The following is a 15,339-nucleotide window of genomic DNA, read 5'->3' as shown; positions in this document are numbered from 1 at the left end:
TAGTTCCCAATTACCATTTGAAATGGGCAAAAGCGCGGTTGGCTTCGGCCATTTTATGCACGTCTTCTCTTTTCTTGAAAGCGGTGCCTTCTTTTTTGGCGCCCAAGATGATTTCTTCGGCCAATTTTTCAGCCATCGGGCGGCCTTTGCGGCTTTGCGCGGCGCCAATCAGCCAGCGCATAGCCAAAGAGGTGCTGCGCAACGGTTTTACTTCCGTAGGAACCTGATAAGTAGCACCACCCACGCGGCGGGCTTTTACTTCCACCAACGGGCGGACGTTTTCAATACATTTATTGAATACGTCCAGCGCGTTTTCTTTGGTTTTTTCGGCAATGATAGCCATGGCGCCGTCTAATACTTTTTCGGCGGCGGAAGTTTTACCTTCAAAATTCAATTTGTTAATAAACCGGGAAACCAACACGGAATTGTACTTAAAATCCGGTGCGGGTTGCGGTCTTCTGTCTCTGGGTCTTAAACCTTTTCTAGGCATACTGTTCTAACTCCTAAATTATTTACCGGCCTTGGGTCTCTTTACGCCGTAAAGAGATCTGCCCTGTTTTCTGTTTTCAACGCCCGACGCGTCCAACGCGCCGCGAATGATGTGATAGCGCACACCCGGCAAGTCTTTCACACGGCCACCGCGCACTAACACAATAGAGTGTTCCTGCAAGTTGTGGCCCACACCGGGAATGTAAGCGGTGACTTCCACTTTGGAGGTCAACTTTACACGGGCAACCTTTCTTAAAGCAGAGTTAGGCTTTTTGGGGGTTGTGGTATAAACACGGGTGCAGACGCCTCTTCTTTGAGGGCAAGCTTGCAACGCCGGGGATTTCGTTCTGTGAATTTCTTTCGCCCGTCCGTATTTCACTAATTGGTTTACTGTTGGCATTACTTCTCTCCTGTTTCTTTGCGTTTTTCTTCAAACTCTTCGGCAATTTGCCGGGCGGAAATACCCGTACCCGCCGGTATCAAATGGCCTACGATTACATTTTCTTTCAGGCCTTGCAATTCGTCCACCTGGCCCGTAATTGCGGCATCCGTCAAAACCTTGGTGGTTTCTTGGAAGCTTGCCGCGGATATAAACGATTCGGAAGCGAGGGATGCTTTGCTGATACCCAAAAGGATGGTTTCCGCATCCGCCATGTTTTTGCCGGCCGCTTTCATTTTAGCGTTTTCTCTGAGCCAGCTGGCTTTGCTGCGGATTTCACCTTTCAGGAACGCCGTATCACCTGCGTCCAGAATTTTTACGTTCCCCAACATCTGACGGACAATAACCTCAATATGTCTGTCATTAATCGTCACGCCCTGCAGTCTGTACACTTCCTGAATGGCGTTTAACAGGAACTCTTGTGCTTCTTTATCGCCTTTGACACGCAACACATCGTGCGGGTCAATAGCGCCGTCGGTCAGGGCTTCGCCCACGCCAACGTGGTCGCCTTCGTACACGACCAAGTGTTTGCCTTGCGGAATGCTGTACTGTTTAACCTGGTTGGTTTCTTCATTCCGCACGACTACTTCAATCAAACCTTTCGGGGACGTTTCCAAGCTCACAATCCCTTCAAACTCGGCAATAATGGCCGGGTTGCGCGGGCGGCGGGCTTCAAACAATTCCGCAATTCTGGGCAGACCGCCCGTGATGTCTTTGGTACTGCCGGCTTCGCGGGCGATTTTTGCCAAAATATCACCGGGTTCTACTTCTTCCCCGCTTTCTACCATCAAAATCGTATCAATCGGCAACGGCAAGTTCATCTTGGAGCCTTTGCCTTCAATGCTGATACGCGGGTTCTTTTTGCCCATGCGGCTGGCGATGATTTTACGTTCAATAACACCCGTCACTTTGTTGCGTTCTTCCTGCAAGGTAATACCTTCCACTACGTCGGAAAGTTTAACCGTTCCGGTCACTTCCGCCAATACAGGAATAGAGTGCGGGTCCCATTCGGCCAGCAGCGTCCCTTTTTCAGCATGGGCTTTATCCGCGGTGTACACGGCCGCACCATACTGAATCTTATATTCTTTTATTGTACCATTTCCGGCCTCTACAAAGATAGAGCCATTGCGGGAAATGCAGATTTTTTTATCAAAGCGGTCCGTAATGAGCTTCATATCTTTGAAGGTCACTTTGCCGGAAACTTCGGCAACCGCCTGGCTGCGGGCCAACACGCGCGACGCCGTACCACCGATGTGGAACGTACGCAACGTAAGCTGGGTACCCGGTTCGCCGATGGACTGGGCCGCAATAATACCCACGGAATCGCCGGGGTTGCTTCTGGTAGCGGTAGCCAAGGACAAGCCATAGCAGCGGGCGCACACGCCGAACGGCGCTTCGCAGGTCAGCACGGAGCGGATGCGTACGGATTCCACCCCATATTGTTTGACCAGTTTGCTCTGTTCCAGCGTAATCAAATCGCCTTCTTTAATGATGGTTAAATCTTTACCGTCCGGAGTTTTGACCACCACGTCTTCCAAGCTGGTGCGGCCCAAAATACGTTCTTCAATCGGTTCCACCATATCTTCGCCGCTCATCAAGGATTTAACTACAATCCCGTTGTGGGTGCCGCAGTCTTCTTCCGTAATTACTACGTTGTGGGCTACGTCCACCAAACGGCGGGTTAAATAACCGGCGTCGGCTGTTTTCAAAGCCGTATCGGAAAGACCTTTACGACCACCGTGCGTGGAAATAAAGTATTCCAACACGGACAGCCCTTCACGGAAGTTAGCGGTAATCGGGTTTTCAATAATTTCACCCTGGCCGCCGGTCAGTTTCTTCTGCGGTTTAGCCATCAAACCGCGCATACCGGCCAACTGGCGCACCTGTTGGCGGGAACCGCGGGCGCCGGAATCAGCCATCATGTAGACGGAGTTAAAGCGCTGGCCGCTGTGTTCCTTATTGGTGGGGTCATATTTGGAATCTTCAAATTTTTTCATTTCTTTGAAGAGTTCGCTACCCACGTCATCCGTCACGCGGGTCCAAATATCAATTACTTTGTTATAGCGTTCGCCTTCGGTAATGATACCGGCATCCGCCTGGGCTTGGATTTGGGCCACTTGTTTTTTGGCATCCGCAATGTATTTCTGTTTGGCAGACGGAATCGTCATATCCGCCACGGAAATAGACAAGCCGGACAGCGTAGCATAGTGGTAGCCCATCTTCATAATGTTATCCAAAAGCTGTACGGCGGCATAGCGGCCGTATTCTTTGCTCTTATAACATTCGTCCACCAACGCGGCCAAGACTTTTTTGTCCACGGTCTTGTTGATGTAGTTCCACCCTTTGGGCATTACTTGGTTGAAAATAATGCGGCCCACGGAAGTAAAATCTTTCCATTTGGAGGCATTCCCTTCATCTTTCGGGTCCAAACCGGGTTCGGCAATTACGTTTAATCCGCGCACTTTAATTTTAGCGTGCAAGGACAGTTTGCCGTATTCCAACGCCACGAGGGCTTCTTCTTTACTGCCGAAGATAGAGCCTTCGCCGATGTCGCCGTCCTTAATGGTGGTAATAAAGTTAATACCCAATACCATATCGTGGGACGGCGTGGCAATCGGCTTGCCGGACGCGGGAGATAAAATGTTGTTAGAGGCCAACATCAGCGCGCGGGCTTCCATTTGGGCTTCCAAAGAAAGCGGCACGTGAACGGCCATCTGGTCACCGTCGAAGTCAGCGTTGAAAGCGGCACAGGTAAGCGGGTGCAACTGAATGGCTTTACCTTCAATCAGTACCGGTTCAAACGCCTGGATACCCAAGCGGTGCAAGGTGGGGGCGCGGTTCAAAAGGACCGGGTGATTTTTGGTCACTTTTTCCAAAATATCCCAAATTTCCGGGCGGACGCGCTCCAACATCTTTTTGGCGGATTTCAAGGTGACGCCTTCTTTCTTCATCAATTCGCCAATGATAAACGGTTTGAAAAGTTCCAACGCCATCAGTTTCGGCAAACCGCACTGGTGCAGTTTCAAGTTCGGGCCTACCACAATAACGGAGCGGCCGGAATAGTCCACGCGTTTACCCAGCAAGTTCTGGCGGAAACGACCGTGTTTACCTTTAATGCTGTCGGAAAGAGATTTCAGCGGTCTGCCGCCGGGCCCGATAGAAACTTTACCGCGGGCACCGTTTTCAATCAACGCATCCACCGCTTCTTGCAGGAGGCGTTTTTCGTTATAAATCATCACTTCCGGCGCGCGCAAGGATTCAATATGTTTCAAGCGGTTGTTGCGGTTGATAATGCGGCGGTACAAGTCGTTCAAGTCAGAAGCCGCAAAACGGCCGCCATCCAGCGGAACGAGCGGGCGCAAGTCCGGCGGAATGACCGGCAGTACGCTCATAATCATCCATTCGGGGCGGTTGCCGCTTTCCTTAAATTCTTCCATCGTTTTAATGCGGCGGATAAGTTTGGTGCGTTCCAGTTCGCTCTGCGTGTTTTTCAACTGTTCGTGCAGGGCCGGAATTTCTTTATCAAAATCAATGCCTTGCAATAATTTTTGGATAGCCGGAGCCCCGATGTCCACTTTCAAGCGGGCACCGTGTTTTTTGCGGGCTTCGCGCACTTGCACGTCGGAAAGCAACGTGCCTTTTTTGAAATCCGTGCGCCCGGTCACGCTGTCTATGCAGTCTTCAATTACCACATAGGCGGCATAGTACACCACGCGTTCCAAATCGCTGGTGCGCATATCCAAAATAATACCAATGCGGGACGGGTTTTTGCGCAAGAACCAAACGTGGGCCACCGGCACGGCCAATTCAATATGGCCCATGCGTTCGCGGCGCACTTTCGCTTCGGTAATTTCCACACCGCAGCGGTCGCACTGAATCCCTTTGAATTTTACCCAGCGGTATTTACCGCAGGCGCATTCGTAGTCTTTGGTCGGCCCGAAGATACGTTCGCAGAACAGACCGTCGCGCTCCGGTTTGAGCGTGCGGTAGTTGATGGTTTCCGGTTTTTTTACTTCCCCGTAAGACCAGGACAGTATCTGTTCCGGGCTGGCAATGCCCAATTTAATGGCATCAAAATCAAAGAAATTTAATTCGCTAAGTTTTTTCACTTTTTTCGTTTGCATTTTCAAAAGCTCCGAACGCTATTTCGTCACAATTCCCGCCTCAATATCGGCGTCTTTGGCCTCAACCAATTTTTCGGAGGCGGAAGGCGCGCCGTTCGCGCCTTCTTCGTCCACTTTCTTCAGCAAGTCCACGCTTAAACCGAGTGCCTGCAATTCTTTAATTAATACCTTAAAGGATTCCGGCACACCGGGTTGGGCAGGGGCTTCGCCTTTTACGATAGATTCGTACATTTTGGTACGGCCCACAAAATCGTCGGACTTGACCGTCAGGAATTCTTGCAGCGTATACGTTGCACCATAACCTTCAATGGCCCACACTTCCATTTCCCCGAAGCGCTGGCCGCCGAACTGGGCTTTACCGCCCAAGGGCTGGCGCGTAATTAAGCTGTAAGGACCGGTGGAGCGGGCGTGAACCTTGTCTTCCACCAAGTGAATCAGTTTCAACATATATTTGTAGCCGATAGTCACTTTTTCTTCAAACGGTTCGCCGGTGCGGCCGTCGTACAGCGTAATACGGCAGTAATCGTCCGGCAGGTATTTGGCGGCGTATTCGGCGCGCGCTTTACCCGTAAGTCCTTTATCGTCCAAAATTTTCTCTTTTGCTTTGCGGATTTCTTCCACCACTTTGGCTTCGCTCGGGCCGTCAAACACCGGGGTAGCGGCGTTGTAATGCAAGTAGTGCGCCGCCCAACCGAGCATGGTTTCCAACAACTGGCCCACGTTCATACGGGAAGGAATACCCAACGGAGAAAGCACAATATCCAGCGGGGTGCCGTCCGGCAAGAAAGGCATATCTTCTTCCGGCAAAATACGCGCGACCACCCCTTTGTTCCCGTGGCGGCCGGACATTTTGTCCCCAACGTGCAGTTTGCGTTTGGAAGCAATAAACACTTTGACGGATTTGTTGACCGTCACACCCAGCTCATCCCCTTGTTTAGCAAATTCCGTTTCGCGGGTGAAGTGTTCGTCCGCTTTTTTCTCCATCAATTTATACAACGCGTTCAAGCGGGCTTCTTCTTTCTTATATTCCGCATCTTTCAGCGTTTCTTTGGCGTTGGCCAAAGCGCGTTTGCGTTGTTCTTTCAAAAGTTCCAGCGTGGCGTCTTTTTCGTCCACCAACGCTTTCAAGCGGGCTTTTTCTTCGGCTTTCGTCAGCTTTTCTTTGCGTACAAATACGCGGGTGCCGATTACTTTGCCGCTGGTGCCGGGCGGAACGCGCAAGGAGGCATCCACCACGTCATCGGCTTTTTTACCGAAGATTACTTTTAACAATCTTTCTTCCGGCGTTAATTGTTGTTCGCCTTTCGGGGTCACTTTACCTACCAAAATATCCCCCGGTTCCACCACCGTGGCCGGCAACACAATACCGTCGTTATCCAAATGGGAAAGCGCTTCCGCACCAATGTTCGGAATATCGCGGGTGATTTCTTCCGCGCCCAGTTTGGTGTTGCGGGAGTCCACGGTAAATTCGTGCAAGTGGATAGAGGTAAACATATCTTCTTTTACCAAGCGGCTGGAAACCAAGATGGCGTCTTCGTAGTTATACCCTTCCCAGCACATAAAGCCTACCAGCACGTTGCGGCCCAACGCCAAATAGCCGTTATCCATGGACGGGCCGTCGCCCAACACTTGCCCTTGCACCACTTTATCGCCGGTAAATACAATCGGGCGTTGGTTAATGCAGGTATCTTGGTTGGAGCGTTTATATTTCAAAAGTTCATAAATATCGTCGGAGCCGTCTTTGGCTTTCACGATAATTTTGGAAGCGTCGGCAAATTGCACCACGCCGTCGCGTTTGGCAACCACGGCGGTACCGGAGTCGCGGGCGACTTCGTGTTCAATACCGGTACCCACATAAGGGGCTTCGGTAATGAGCAGCGGCACGCCCTGGCGTTGCATGTTGCAGCCCATCAAGGCACGGTTGGCGTCGTCGTGTTCCAAGAACGGAATTAACGCGGCGGACACGCTGATAACCTGCAAGGGGGACACGTCCATATAGTCCACTTCCTTGGGGGAAACGAGCGGATAGTCCGCGCGGATACGGCCCTGGACGGTATCGGCAATAATTTTGCCTTTTTCGTCCACCGGCGTATTGGCCTGCGCCACGAATTTATCGTCTTCTTCGTCGGCGGTTAAGGATTCAATGCGCCCGGTCAGTTTGCCGTTTTCCACTTTCAAATACGGCGTTTCAATCAAACCGAATTTGTTTACTTTGGAATAGCACGCCAAAGAGGTAATCAACCCGATGTTCGGGCCTTCCGGCGTTTCAATGGGGCACACGCGGCCGTAGTGGGTATAGTGTACGTCGCGCACTTCAAAGCCGGCGCGTTTGCGGTTCAAACCGCCGGGCCCTAAAGCGGAAAGTCTGCGTTTGTGGGTCAATTCCCCTAACGGGTTGATTTGGTCCATAAACTGGGACAGTTGGGACGTACCGAAAAATTTGCGGATAATAGCTTGCACCGGCTGGGCGTTGACCAACGCGCGGGGCGTAAAAGAGGTCAGCTCGCGGTTCATGCGGTCACGCGCCGTTTTTGCCATTTGGGAAAGCCCCACGCGGATTTGGTTTTCCAACAATTCCCCAATCCCGCGGATACGGCGGTTGCCCAAGTGGTCAATATCGTCTACCTTAAAGACCATATCGTCGCCATACATTTTTTGCGCATCTTCGCCGGCGTTCAAGGCCAGCAAATACTTTACGGTCACTACAATATCTTCCGGCGACAACGTGCGGCGTTTATCGGACGGAGCGGTAAACTTTTTGAATTTGTTTTTGCCGATTAATTCAAACAGTTTGTGGAATTTTTTGTTGATTTTATAGCGGCCCACAAAGCTGAGGTCATAGCGGCGGATGTTATCAAAAATTAAGTTATCCAGGAAGGTTTCGGCCTGTTCCTTAACCACAAAGTCCTGGCCTCTCATCTTTTTATAAATTTCGGCTTGGGCTTCGGCGGCGGTGCGGATGGAATCCTTGCGGTGTTCCAACGTGGCCAAAATACCGGGGTCATCCTGGCGGGGCTTACCGGCAATTACTTTAATGGTTTTTACGTTCTTTTCAATTAACGTTTTGAAAAGTTTATCGTCAATCGGCAGGGTGGCTTTATCGTCCAGGTTCCAAAGCACTTCACCGGTGGACGGGTCGTAAATATCATCCGCGGCATAGCGGCCGATGACGTTTTCAATAGCAGTAGGCTTTACTTCCACTTCTTCGCAGTTATAGAAAGTTTGGATAATCTGTGCGTTGGTTTCCAAACCACAAGCGCGCAGGAACGTGGAGGCTAACACTTTTTTCTTGCGGTCAATGCGCACCCAAAGGGCGTTCATCAAGTCAAACGAAAACTCAATCCACGCACCGCGGTACGGGATAATGCGCGCCACATACAGGCGTTTACCAAAGGTGGATTGTTTCTTTTCTTCGTCTTCTTCAAAAATAATACCCGGGGAGCGGTGCATCTGGCTGACCACCACACGTTCGGCCCCGTTATACACAAAGCAACCGGCATCCGTCATCAGCGGCACATCACACAAGGTGACGTCTTGGTCGGAGGCTTCTTTCATTTTCCCGTTTTTCTGTTTTACATACAGGCGCAACACCGCTTTGAGCGGCACGGAATAAGTGCTGTCGCGCACGGTGGCTTCGGCCGGCGTGGCGTAGCGCGGGGTTCCAAATTCATATTTCAAAAATTCAAGTCTCATGCTCCCATCGGGGGCTTCAATAGGGAAGACGTCCTCAAATGCGGCCTGAAGGCCTTTCAGTTCCCGTTTAGACGGGGGGACATCTTCTTGCAAAAAGTCCTTAAAGGAGCTTTGTTGCATATCCAATAAATTGGGTAAAGGGAGCTTGGTGGAGATTTTGCCGAAATTTATTTGCTTTTCAATCATTTTGCCAATATCCTGCTGCTTTTTTGTAAGCGGTCCGCCGGTGGTTGCACGCACTCGCAACAACTGGTAGACTGCTTAAATACCCAAACACTTTGGGGGGTACGCAAGCCCAAGCCCCGCGCAAGCGCGGGGACATGGGCTTAAATAATACGTTGTGCTACTATTTGAGTTCTACGGTGCCGCCGGCTTCGGTGATTTTCTTTTTCAATTCTTCAGCTTCGGCTTTGGCAACGTTTTCTTTTACGGCTTTCGGGGCGCCTTCCACCAAGTCTTTGGCTTCTTTCAAGCCCAAGCCGGTGATTTCGCGCACTACTTTAATAACGCTGATTTTTTTGGCAGCGTCAACAGCGGTCAACACAACGTTGAATTCATCTTTTTCTTCGGCAGCGGCGGCACCGGCAGCAGCAGGAGCAGCAGCAACGGCCACAGCGGGAGCGGCAGCCTTAACGCCGAATTTTTCTTCAATAGCTTTCACGAGTTCGGAAAGTTCCAGAACGGTGAGTTCAGCAATAGCATTTACTAATTCTTCTTTGGTCATTTTAGCCATTTTTAATGTTTCCTTGTTTATATAGAGTAGCTGCCTTCTGCCTAAACCGGGTTTAGGCCCGTGCATTTATCCTTTCGGGCTACTACCGCACTTTGGCGGGTTTAGATTTTACCTTCCGGCGGCCGGATTTGTTAAAAATCCGGGCGGTATTTGCCTTTTGCCGGGGGAAAAGCCGCGCGGGCTAAATCCCCCAGGCAAAAACAAAACCGTTTCTAAAAAAGAACCGTCCGGCGCACCTGACGGTGCATACGCCATTATTTGCCTTGTTTTTCTTCCAAAGCTTTGATGACGTAGGCAAAATCCCGTATCGGAGCTTGCAGGACTTGAGCAGACTGCGCAACTGCGTTGTACAACGCACCGGCCAACTTGGAGAGGTTTTCTTCCTTGGTACCAATGGTAGCCAATTGTTTAACCTGTTCTTCGTTGTACCATACGCCGTCAGAATAACAAGCTCTGAGCTTCAAAGCCGCAAACTTCTTTTGGAAGTCCACCAACGCTTTGGCCACCGCGGCGATGTCTCCGCCAACGGCAATAGCCGTCGGGCCCTGGAAGAGCTTGGAGTCAGCGCCTTCAATGTTGGCCTGGCGAATGGCGTGTTCTACAATCGCGTTGCGTTCCACACGGAATTTAGCACCCGTGGGAGCCAGCAACGCGCGCAGGGCAGCCATATCCACGAACTTCAAGCCTTGATAGGCCGTGAAGAACAAGGTGCCGGCGTTTTGGATTTCGCTGGATAAGTCTTGCGACTTTTGTTTCTTTTGGTCTTTGGTCAGGTTCATTTTTTTGCCTGTATTACACCGCGTTTTTTAGCCGTTTTTTCTTTCTTTTCAGACAGAGAAAACGACAGCCAACGGCACCTTTCCCTACGAATTTCTCGTCGGAGGTGTCTTGGTTGACGCGTAAGTAAATCTGTTTTGTTGCTACAATTATTTTATCAATAAAAGCCGCCTATTGCAACCATTTTTGCAAACGTCTTATCCGCGGCTCTTGTACATATTATATCAAATTTTTTGCGGATTTGTTTATTTTTTCGGCACAAATTTTTGTATCCGCGGGGAAGCCCCCGGTTTGCGGCGGTACCAACTTTTGCCCGCCTCGCGCCGGAAAGACTGCAGGGGCGCGCCGCTTAAATCCAACCCCGGGTAAAAATTGTGCATTAGCTGCCTGAAACGCTGGGCATACAGCCGGCTTTCGCGCGCATCCCGCAGTAGATTTTGGCGTGTAAACTCGCTATGAAAGTCCGGCGCCGGGCCGTTTTCGCCAAAGCGCGTTTCAAAAGGCAGCATCCGCTCCCCGCGCAAGAAAGTCTGCGGCCTCATCGGTACATATTCTTCCAGCCCGCGCGGGCCGTTTTCGTCCAATTCCACGCGCAAGCCCGCATACCTGGTTTTGCGGTCCGTTTTTACTACAATCCACTCGCCATCCGTGCCCTCGTTCGGGCGTAAAACGGTGGTGTTTAAGTTCAGGTCCGGCTCGTCATACGTTTCTTCGCGGGAGTCCGTCCACACGGCAAAACTTACTTTGCGCGCGAACACTTTTTCCGCGCCGTCCGCCAACTCTTCTTCCTCGGTGGATAAGGCGCCGTCCGCCAAAAAATCAATGCTCCACGCGCGGCGGTATTTTCCCCCCGCTTTGCGCTCTATGGATAAATACCGCGGCGTTTGGATAATATCCGTTTCGTGCAATAATTCCCCGTTTAACAAACTTTTTACGCGGGTAAAGCGGGGTTCGTACGTCCAAAAATATTCTTCCGGCCCGCGGCGGGCATACGTCAGCCGCCCTTGGGAATCTTTGCGGGTTTGGGTGTAATCTTCCCGCGCGGCGGGGTCATATCCGCCGGACATAACCGCCGGGTCCAAATCTTGTTTACGCAGAGCCGCTTGCCGCCACACATCATACACCGCGCGCGAGGGCAGTGCCTTGTCGTCCGTTTTCTTCCAACCGCCCTGTGCTTTGCAATTTACATAACTGGTTAAACTGCGCGGGCAAAAACTTTTCCACCCGGCCGCCCCGCCGCGCCGCGGACGGAGCCCCGCCAAACAATCCAACCCCAAAATAAAATCATCCAAATCCGCGCAAGAAAAATCCGCCCCGCCGTGAATCATATACGGTTTGCTCTTTTTAGCCGAAGTACGCGGCATAGCCAAACTGCCGCCCACCCCTTGCCAAAGTTCTTTCACGTCGGCCGCCCGGTTTAAGGCCAACACCGCCGGAGTTTGCGCCGTGGCCGGCACCAAATACCCCATGGCCTGCGCGTTGCCGCTTAAATCCGCCACCGCTTGAGCCGGCAGTAAAATGACCCGCAAATCTTCCTGCACCGGGGCGAACGCATACCCCCGCGCCAGCGAGCCTTGCCGCAGGTATTTTTCATACTGTTTTTCAATAGCGGCGTTTTTACTGCAAGGTTGGGGCGTAATAACCACGGGGTTTGTCAGCACGGTTTGCAAATCCTTAAATTCTTCCATGCGGCCGGACTCTTCTATCCGGCTGTAAACGGAACGCAACCAGCGCGACAGCGCCTCCCCCAACGGAGCCGTGGAGGTTTCCTGCCAACCCGCCCCGTCTACACACACGGCAAGCGGCTCCCGCGCGGCCACTTTAGCCAAAAAAAACGGCGCCGCCTGCGGGGAGTCAATGCCCCAAGGGGAAGCCGTTAAAAAGGCCGCCGCCCACCAGACGAGCGCCGCACTAAAAATCCATTTTTTCATTTTACCGCCACACCGGGGGCACCGGCAAGTGTTGTAAATCGCTGAGCCAATCCTGCTGCCCTTTTTGCACCGTACGCGCAAACACGATACTGCGGCGCATATCTTCCTGTGCATCCCCCAAGGTGGAATACGCCGCAAACACAAAACCGACTGCCACCGCCCCGCATTTGCTTTTTACAATTTTCCACGCGTTAAAGGCCGGAGTCACGTACGGGGCGCGGTTATCGCCGGGCTCCCCGCCAAAGAAGGTAAGCATGACTTCGTTTTCGTTCAAATCCCAGGTGGAAAACCGCCCTTGCGGGGCCGCCATACGCAAAATGTATTGGGCCGCCTCTTGCGCGGAAAGCCCGTCTTGCGTGATTTCCCACACGCGCACGCGCCGCTGGAAAGCCGGGTCCGGCACGTCTACCGTATATTCGTTGCGCCAGAGGGACTCGTTGCCCCATCTTTCTTCCAGCGAGTATTTTTCCTGCAAGAACACCACGGACAGCACTTCCGCCCGAGCCACCCCCGCCAAGCCAAACACCGCCACCGCCAACAAATATAAAAAGCGTTTCCAGTTTTGCATAAGGCCCTCCTTGTTTTTATATTTTACATAAAGGGCGCCTATCCGGCAAGCACCGCCGCGGTATTAACTAAAGGGAATTTGCACCAGGAACTAAAAAGGCAAGTTTTGTTTCAAACCATTGGGAGCAAGGATAACGGCTTTTTACCGAACTTGACCCAAAAACGGACTAAAAAGATATAATTAAATTTTAGCAGGATTGCCTATGACAATAGAACAAAAAATTATAAAAATAGCGCTTCAAGAAGAGAAAAAACAAATAAGCAAAGAAAAAAATGATGAGCAACAAAAAAAATTCAAAAAATATCCTCATCTATTTTTATTAGGTTGTATCCTAAATTCAGGGGCTAATTCGGATAAGATTTGGGATACGCTGGAAGATATTTCCACAACCATAGGATATGATTTTAAGAATTTTTATGAAACATTTTATGGAAAACAAAAAAACATATTAAATGTTTAGAAAAGAAAATAAGGTCTTTCTCTCGTTATCATAATGACAAGTATTTCAAAGAAGCGATTAAAAAATCCATGAGGATTATGCGGACGATGCTTCGTTAATTTGGAAAAAATCTAAAAATTGTGCCGACGTGATTGTCCAATTATTGCAATTTAACGGTATAGGAATCAAAAAAGCAACCATGGCTATAAATATTTGGCAAAGAAGATATGCCGAAACAAAATTTACAACCAGCCGACAAACTATTGATATATCCCCGGATATACATGTTAAAAGAGCCATGTGCAAGTTGGGGTTAATCAATATGTCCGGCTCCCAAAAACCGGATTATAATAAAATAGACAAGGATGTTGTTATATTTAAGGCCCGCGCCATAAACCCCAAATTTCCTGCCTTGTTGGACTTTGCATTTTGGAAAATAGGGAAAGACAAAATTTGTAAAAATAATGGTTGCGAAAGTAAAAAAGAAAAACAATGCCCCTTTGAAAGTTTTTGTCCAACCGCTCAAAAATACCTGCAAAAGCAGAAAAAACCCCGCTTGTAAGCGGGGTTGGCGCCGTTATTACCTGGCTAATGTTTGCAAAAACACAAATAAATATTCCCCAGCATAGCCGGTGGGTTTCAAAAACACAAAAAAACCCCCGCGTTATAAGTATGGTTATTCCGCCGGGATTGCCTGGTTGGGGTTTCAATACGCCCCCCGACACCCCGCGTTATAAGCTACCCTTTACGGCTGCCCCCAATAAACTGGTTTCAAAAAGGCAATAAAAAACCCCGCGTTGGAAGCGGGGTTCAAATTCTAAAAGATAAAAGGCTGGGATGAGACCGACAACGATCTACTCTCTCAGCACCGAATTGGGTGCCAATACCATCGACCCTGAAGAGCTTAACTGCCGTGTTCGGAATGGGAACGGGTGTTGCCTCTTCGGAATTATTATCAGTCTCATTCCAGCCTCTTAAGTAAAAGAACAAATCTGTAAAAAGGAATAGCGTTTAGGCAACTCCTTTTTAAGAGTGTTGGAAACGTGCTCGCTGTTTAGTTGCAACAGGTCATCGCAAACCTTCCAACAGTTATGATATCAGAAATTTTAGAAAAGCGCAAGTGTTTTTTATTACACTTATTCTTCAATCTGGATTAAAGAATATGGCCAAGCCTCACGACCTATTAGTACAGATTAGCTGAACACATTACTGTGCTTACACACTCTGCCTATCAACCCGGTAGTCTTCCGGGGGTCTTCTGGGTAGTTAATCTACCAGGGAAACCTTATCTTGAGGCGGGTTTCACGCTTATATGCTTTCAGCGTTTATCCCTACCGAACACCGCTAATCAGCTATGCCTCTGGCGAGACAACTGATATACAGGAGGTTCGTTCATCCAGGCCCTCTCGTACTATGGACAACTCCTCTCAAGTTTCCTGTGCATACAGCAGATAGAGACCGTACTGTCTCACGACGTACTGAACCCAGCTCACGTACCACTTTAATGGGCGAACAGCCCAACCCTTCCCACCTGCTTCAGCGGGAGGATGTGATGAGCCGACATCGAGGTGCCAAACCGAGCCGTCGATGTGAACTCTTGGGCCCGATCAGCCTGTTATCCCCAGGGTAGCTTTTGTCCGTTGAGCGATGGCCCTCCCACGAGGGACCACCGGATCACTAAGTCCTGCTTTCGCACCTGTTCGGACCGTCGTCCTCACAGTCAAGCTCCTTTCTACCTTTGCGCTCAATGGCCGATTTCTATACGGCCTGAAGGAACCTTAGAACGCCTCCGTTACTCTTTAGGAGGCGACCGCCCCAGTCAAACTGCCCACCTGCCACTGTCCCCAACCCGGATTCACGGGTATAGGTTAGAATCACAATCCACAAAAGCTGGTATTTCACTGTTGCCTCCATACCCCCCACAAGGGATATTTCAAAGGCTCCCAGCTATACTACGTAGTGTAAACCGTAATCCAATAACAAGCTACAGTAAAGCTCCATAGGGTCTTTTCGTCTTGCTGCATGTATCAAGCGTCTTCACTTGAACCACAATTTCGCCGAGCCCACCGTCGAGACAGCGGCTTCTTTGTTATGCCATTCGTGCAGGTCGGAACTTACCCGACAAGGAATTTCGCTACCTTAGGAC

The 15,339-nt window shown here is 50.3% G+C and carries 10 protein-coding genes and 2 rRNA genes; 2 read left to right on the top strand and 10 right to left on the bottom strand.

The features are described from left to right. Positions 1 to 10: 10 nt before the first annotated feature. The 8 genes from rpsG to ACQY18_RS00280 all read right to left on the bottom strand — a co-directional run bounded on the left by rpsG (position 11) and on the right by ACQY18_RS00280 (position 12,754). On the bottom strand, positions 11 to 490 hold the full coding sequence (gene rpsG / locus ACQY18_RS00315) for a 30S ribosomal protein S7 (RefSeq protein ID WP_176778128.1): 480 nt from the start codon (positions 488 to 490) through the stop codon (positions 11 to 13). A gap of 18 nt (positions 491 to 508) precedes the next feature. Then, complete coding sequence (gene rpsL, locus ACQY18_RS00310; protein ID WP_176778129.1) at positions 509 to 889, bottom strand: 30S ribosomal protein S12; 381 nt, start codon at positions 887 to 889, stop codon at positions 509 to 511. Then, positions 889 to 5,052: a DNA-directed RNA polymerase subunit beta' gene (rpoC, locus tag ACQY18_RS00305; protein WP_428038424.1), complete on the bottom strand. Its 4,164-nt coding sequence runs from the start codon at positions 5,050 to 5,052 to the stop codon at positions 889 to 891. Before rpoC ends, rpsL begins: the two co-directional genes overlap by 1 nt. An 18-nt stretch (positions 5,053 to 5,070) precedes the next feature. Then, positions 5,071 to 8,931: a DNA-directed RNA polymerase subunit beta gene (gene rpoB, locus ACQY18_RS00300; RefSeq protein ID WP_428038423.1), complete on the bottom strand. Its 3,861-nt coding sequence runs from the start codon at positions 8,929 to 8,931 to the stop codon at positions 5,071 to 5,073. Between the two features lie 160 nt (positions 8,932 to 9,091). Then, positions 9,092 to 9,469 (bottom strand): 50S ribosomal protein L7/L12, encoded by a 378-nt coding sequence (rplL, locus tag ACQY18_RS00295; RefSeq protein ID WP_176778137.1) that lies wholly within the window; start codon positions 9,467 to 9,469, stop codon positions 9,092 to 9,094. Positions 9,470 to 9,732: 263 nt separating this feature from the next. After that, positions 9,733 to 10,257, bottom strand: coding sequence for a 50S ribosomal protein L10 (gene rplJ / locus ACQY18_RS00290; RefSeq protein ID WP_176778132.1), 525 nt, complete (start codon positions 10,255 to 10,257; stop codon positions 9,733 to 9,735). A gap of 243 nt (positions 10,258 to 10,500) precedes the next feature. Further along, positions 10,501 to 12,186: a hypothetical protein gene (locus ACQY18_RS00285; RefSeq protein WP_428038422.1), complete on the bottom strand. Its 1,686-nt coding sequence runs from the start codon at positions 12,184 to 12,186 to the stop codon at positions 10,501 to 10,503. A gap of 1 nt (position 12,187) precedes the next feature. Further along, a complete protein-coding gene (locus tag ACQY18_RS00280) occupies positions 12,188 to 12,754 on the bottom strand; it encodes a hypothetical protein (protein WP_428038421.1) in 567 nt (188 codons plus the stop codon). Positions 12,755 to 12,956: 202 nt separating this feature from the next. On the opposite strand from ACQY18_RS00280, the gene ACQY18_RS00275 reads away from it, so the two are divergent. Both ACQY18_RS00275 and ACQY18_RS00270 read left to right on the top strand, forming a co-directional pair. Beyond that, entirely contained in the window at positions 12,957 to 13,214 is a 258-nt protein-coding gene (locus ACQY18_RS00275; RefSeq protein ID WP_428038420.1) for a hypothetical protein, read from the top strand. Between the two features lie 127 nt (positions 13,215 to 13,341). After that, positions 13,342 to 13,755 (top strand): hypothetical protein, encoded by a 414-nt coding sequence (locus ACQY18_RS00270; RefSeq protein ID WP_428038419.1) that lies wholly within the window; start codon positions 13,342 to 13,344, stop codon positions 13,753 to 13,755. 279 nt (positions 13,756 to 14,034) lie between these two features. Here the strand turns inward: ACQY18_RS00270 and rrf are convergent. Both rrf and ACQY18_RS00260 read right to left on the bottom strand, forming a co-directional pair. Further along, positions 14,035 to 14,153: ribosomal RNA gene (rrf, locus tag ACQY18_RS00265) — 5S ribosomal RNA — on the bottom strand. A 202-nt stretch (positions 14,154 to 14,355) separates the two neighbouring features. Beyond that, positions 14,356 to 15,339: ribosomal RNA gene (locus ACQY18_RS00260) — 23S ribosomal RNA — on the bottom strand; the annotation flags it as partial.

It is taken from the genome of Candidatus Avelusimicrobium faecicola (genome assembly GCA_900540405.1).
In the GTDB taxonomy this organism is placed as follows: domain Bacteria; phylum Elusimicrobiota; class Elusimicrobia; order Elusimicrobiales; family Elusimicrobiaceae; genus Avelusimicrobium; species Avelusimicrobium faecicola.
The sequence above is the reverse complement of the archived record's forward strand: the minus strand, read 5'-3'. Positions and strand labels throughout refer to the sequence as shown.

Coding starts and splice junctions, on each gene's coding strand:
- ACQY18_RS00285 (WP_428038422.1), bottom strand. CDS start 12,186: ATGAAAAAATGGATTTTTAGTGCGGCGCTCGTCTGGTGGGCGGCGGCC.
- rplL (WP_176778137.1), bottom strand. CDS start 9,469: ATGACCAAAGAAGAATTAGTAAATGCTATTGCTGAACTCACCGTTCTG.
- rpsG (WP_176778128.1), bottom strand. CDS start 490: ATGCCTAGAAAAGGTTTAAGACCCAGAGACAGAAGACCGCAACCCGCA.
- ACQY18_RS00280 (WP_428038421.1), bottom strand. CDS start 12,754: ATGCAAAACTGGAAACGCTTTTTATATTTGTTGGCGGTGGCGGTGTTT.
- rpsL (WP_176778129.1), bottom strand. CDS start 889: ATGCCAACAGTAAACCAATTAGTGAAATACGGACGGGCGAAAGAAATT.
- rplJ (WP_176778132.1), bottom strand. CDS start 10,257: ATGAACCTGACCAAAGACCAAAAGAAACAAAAGTCGCAAGACTTATCC.
- rpoC (WP_428038424.1), bottom strand. CDS start 5,052: ATGCAAACGAAAAAAGTGAAAAAACTTAGCGAATTAAATTTCTTTGAT.
- ACQY18_RS00275 (WP_428038420.1), top strand. CDS start 12,957: ATGACAATAGAACAAAAAATTATAAAAATAGCGCTTCAAGAAGAGAAA.
- rpoB (WP_428038423.1), bottom strand. CDS start 8,931: ATGATTGAAAAGCAAATAAATTTCGGCAAAATCTCCACCAAGCTCCCT.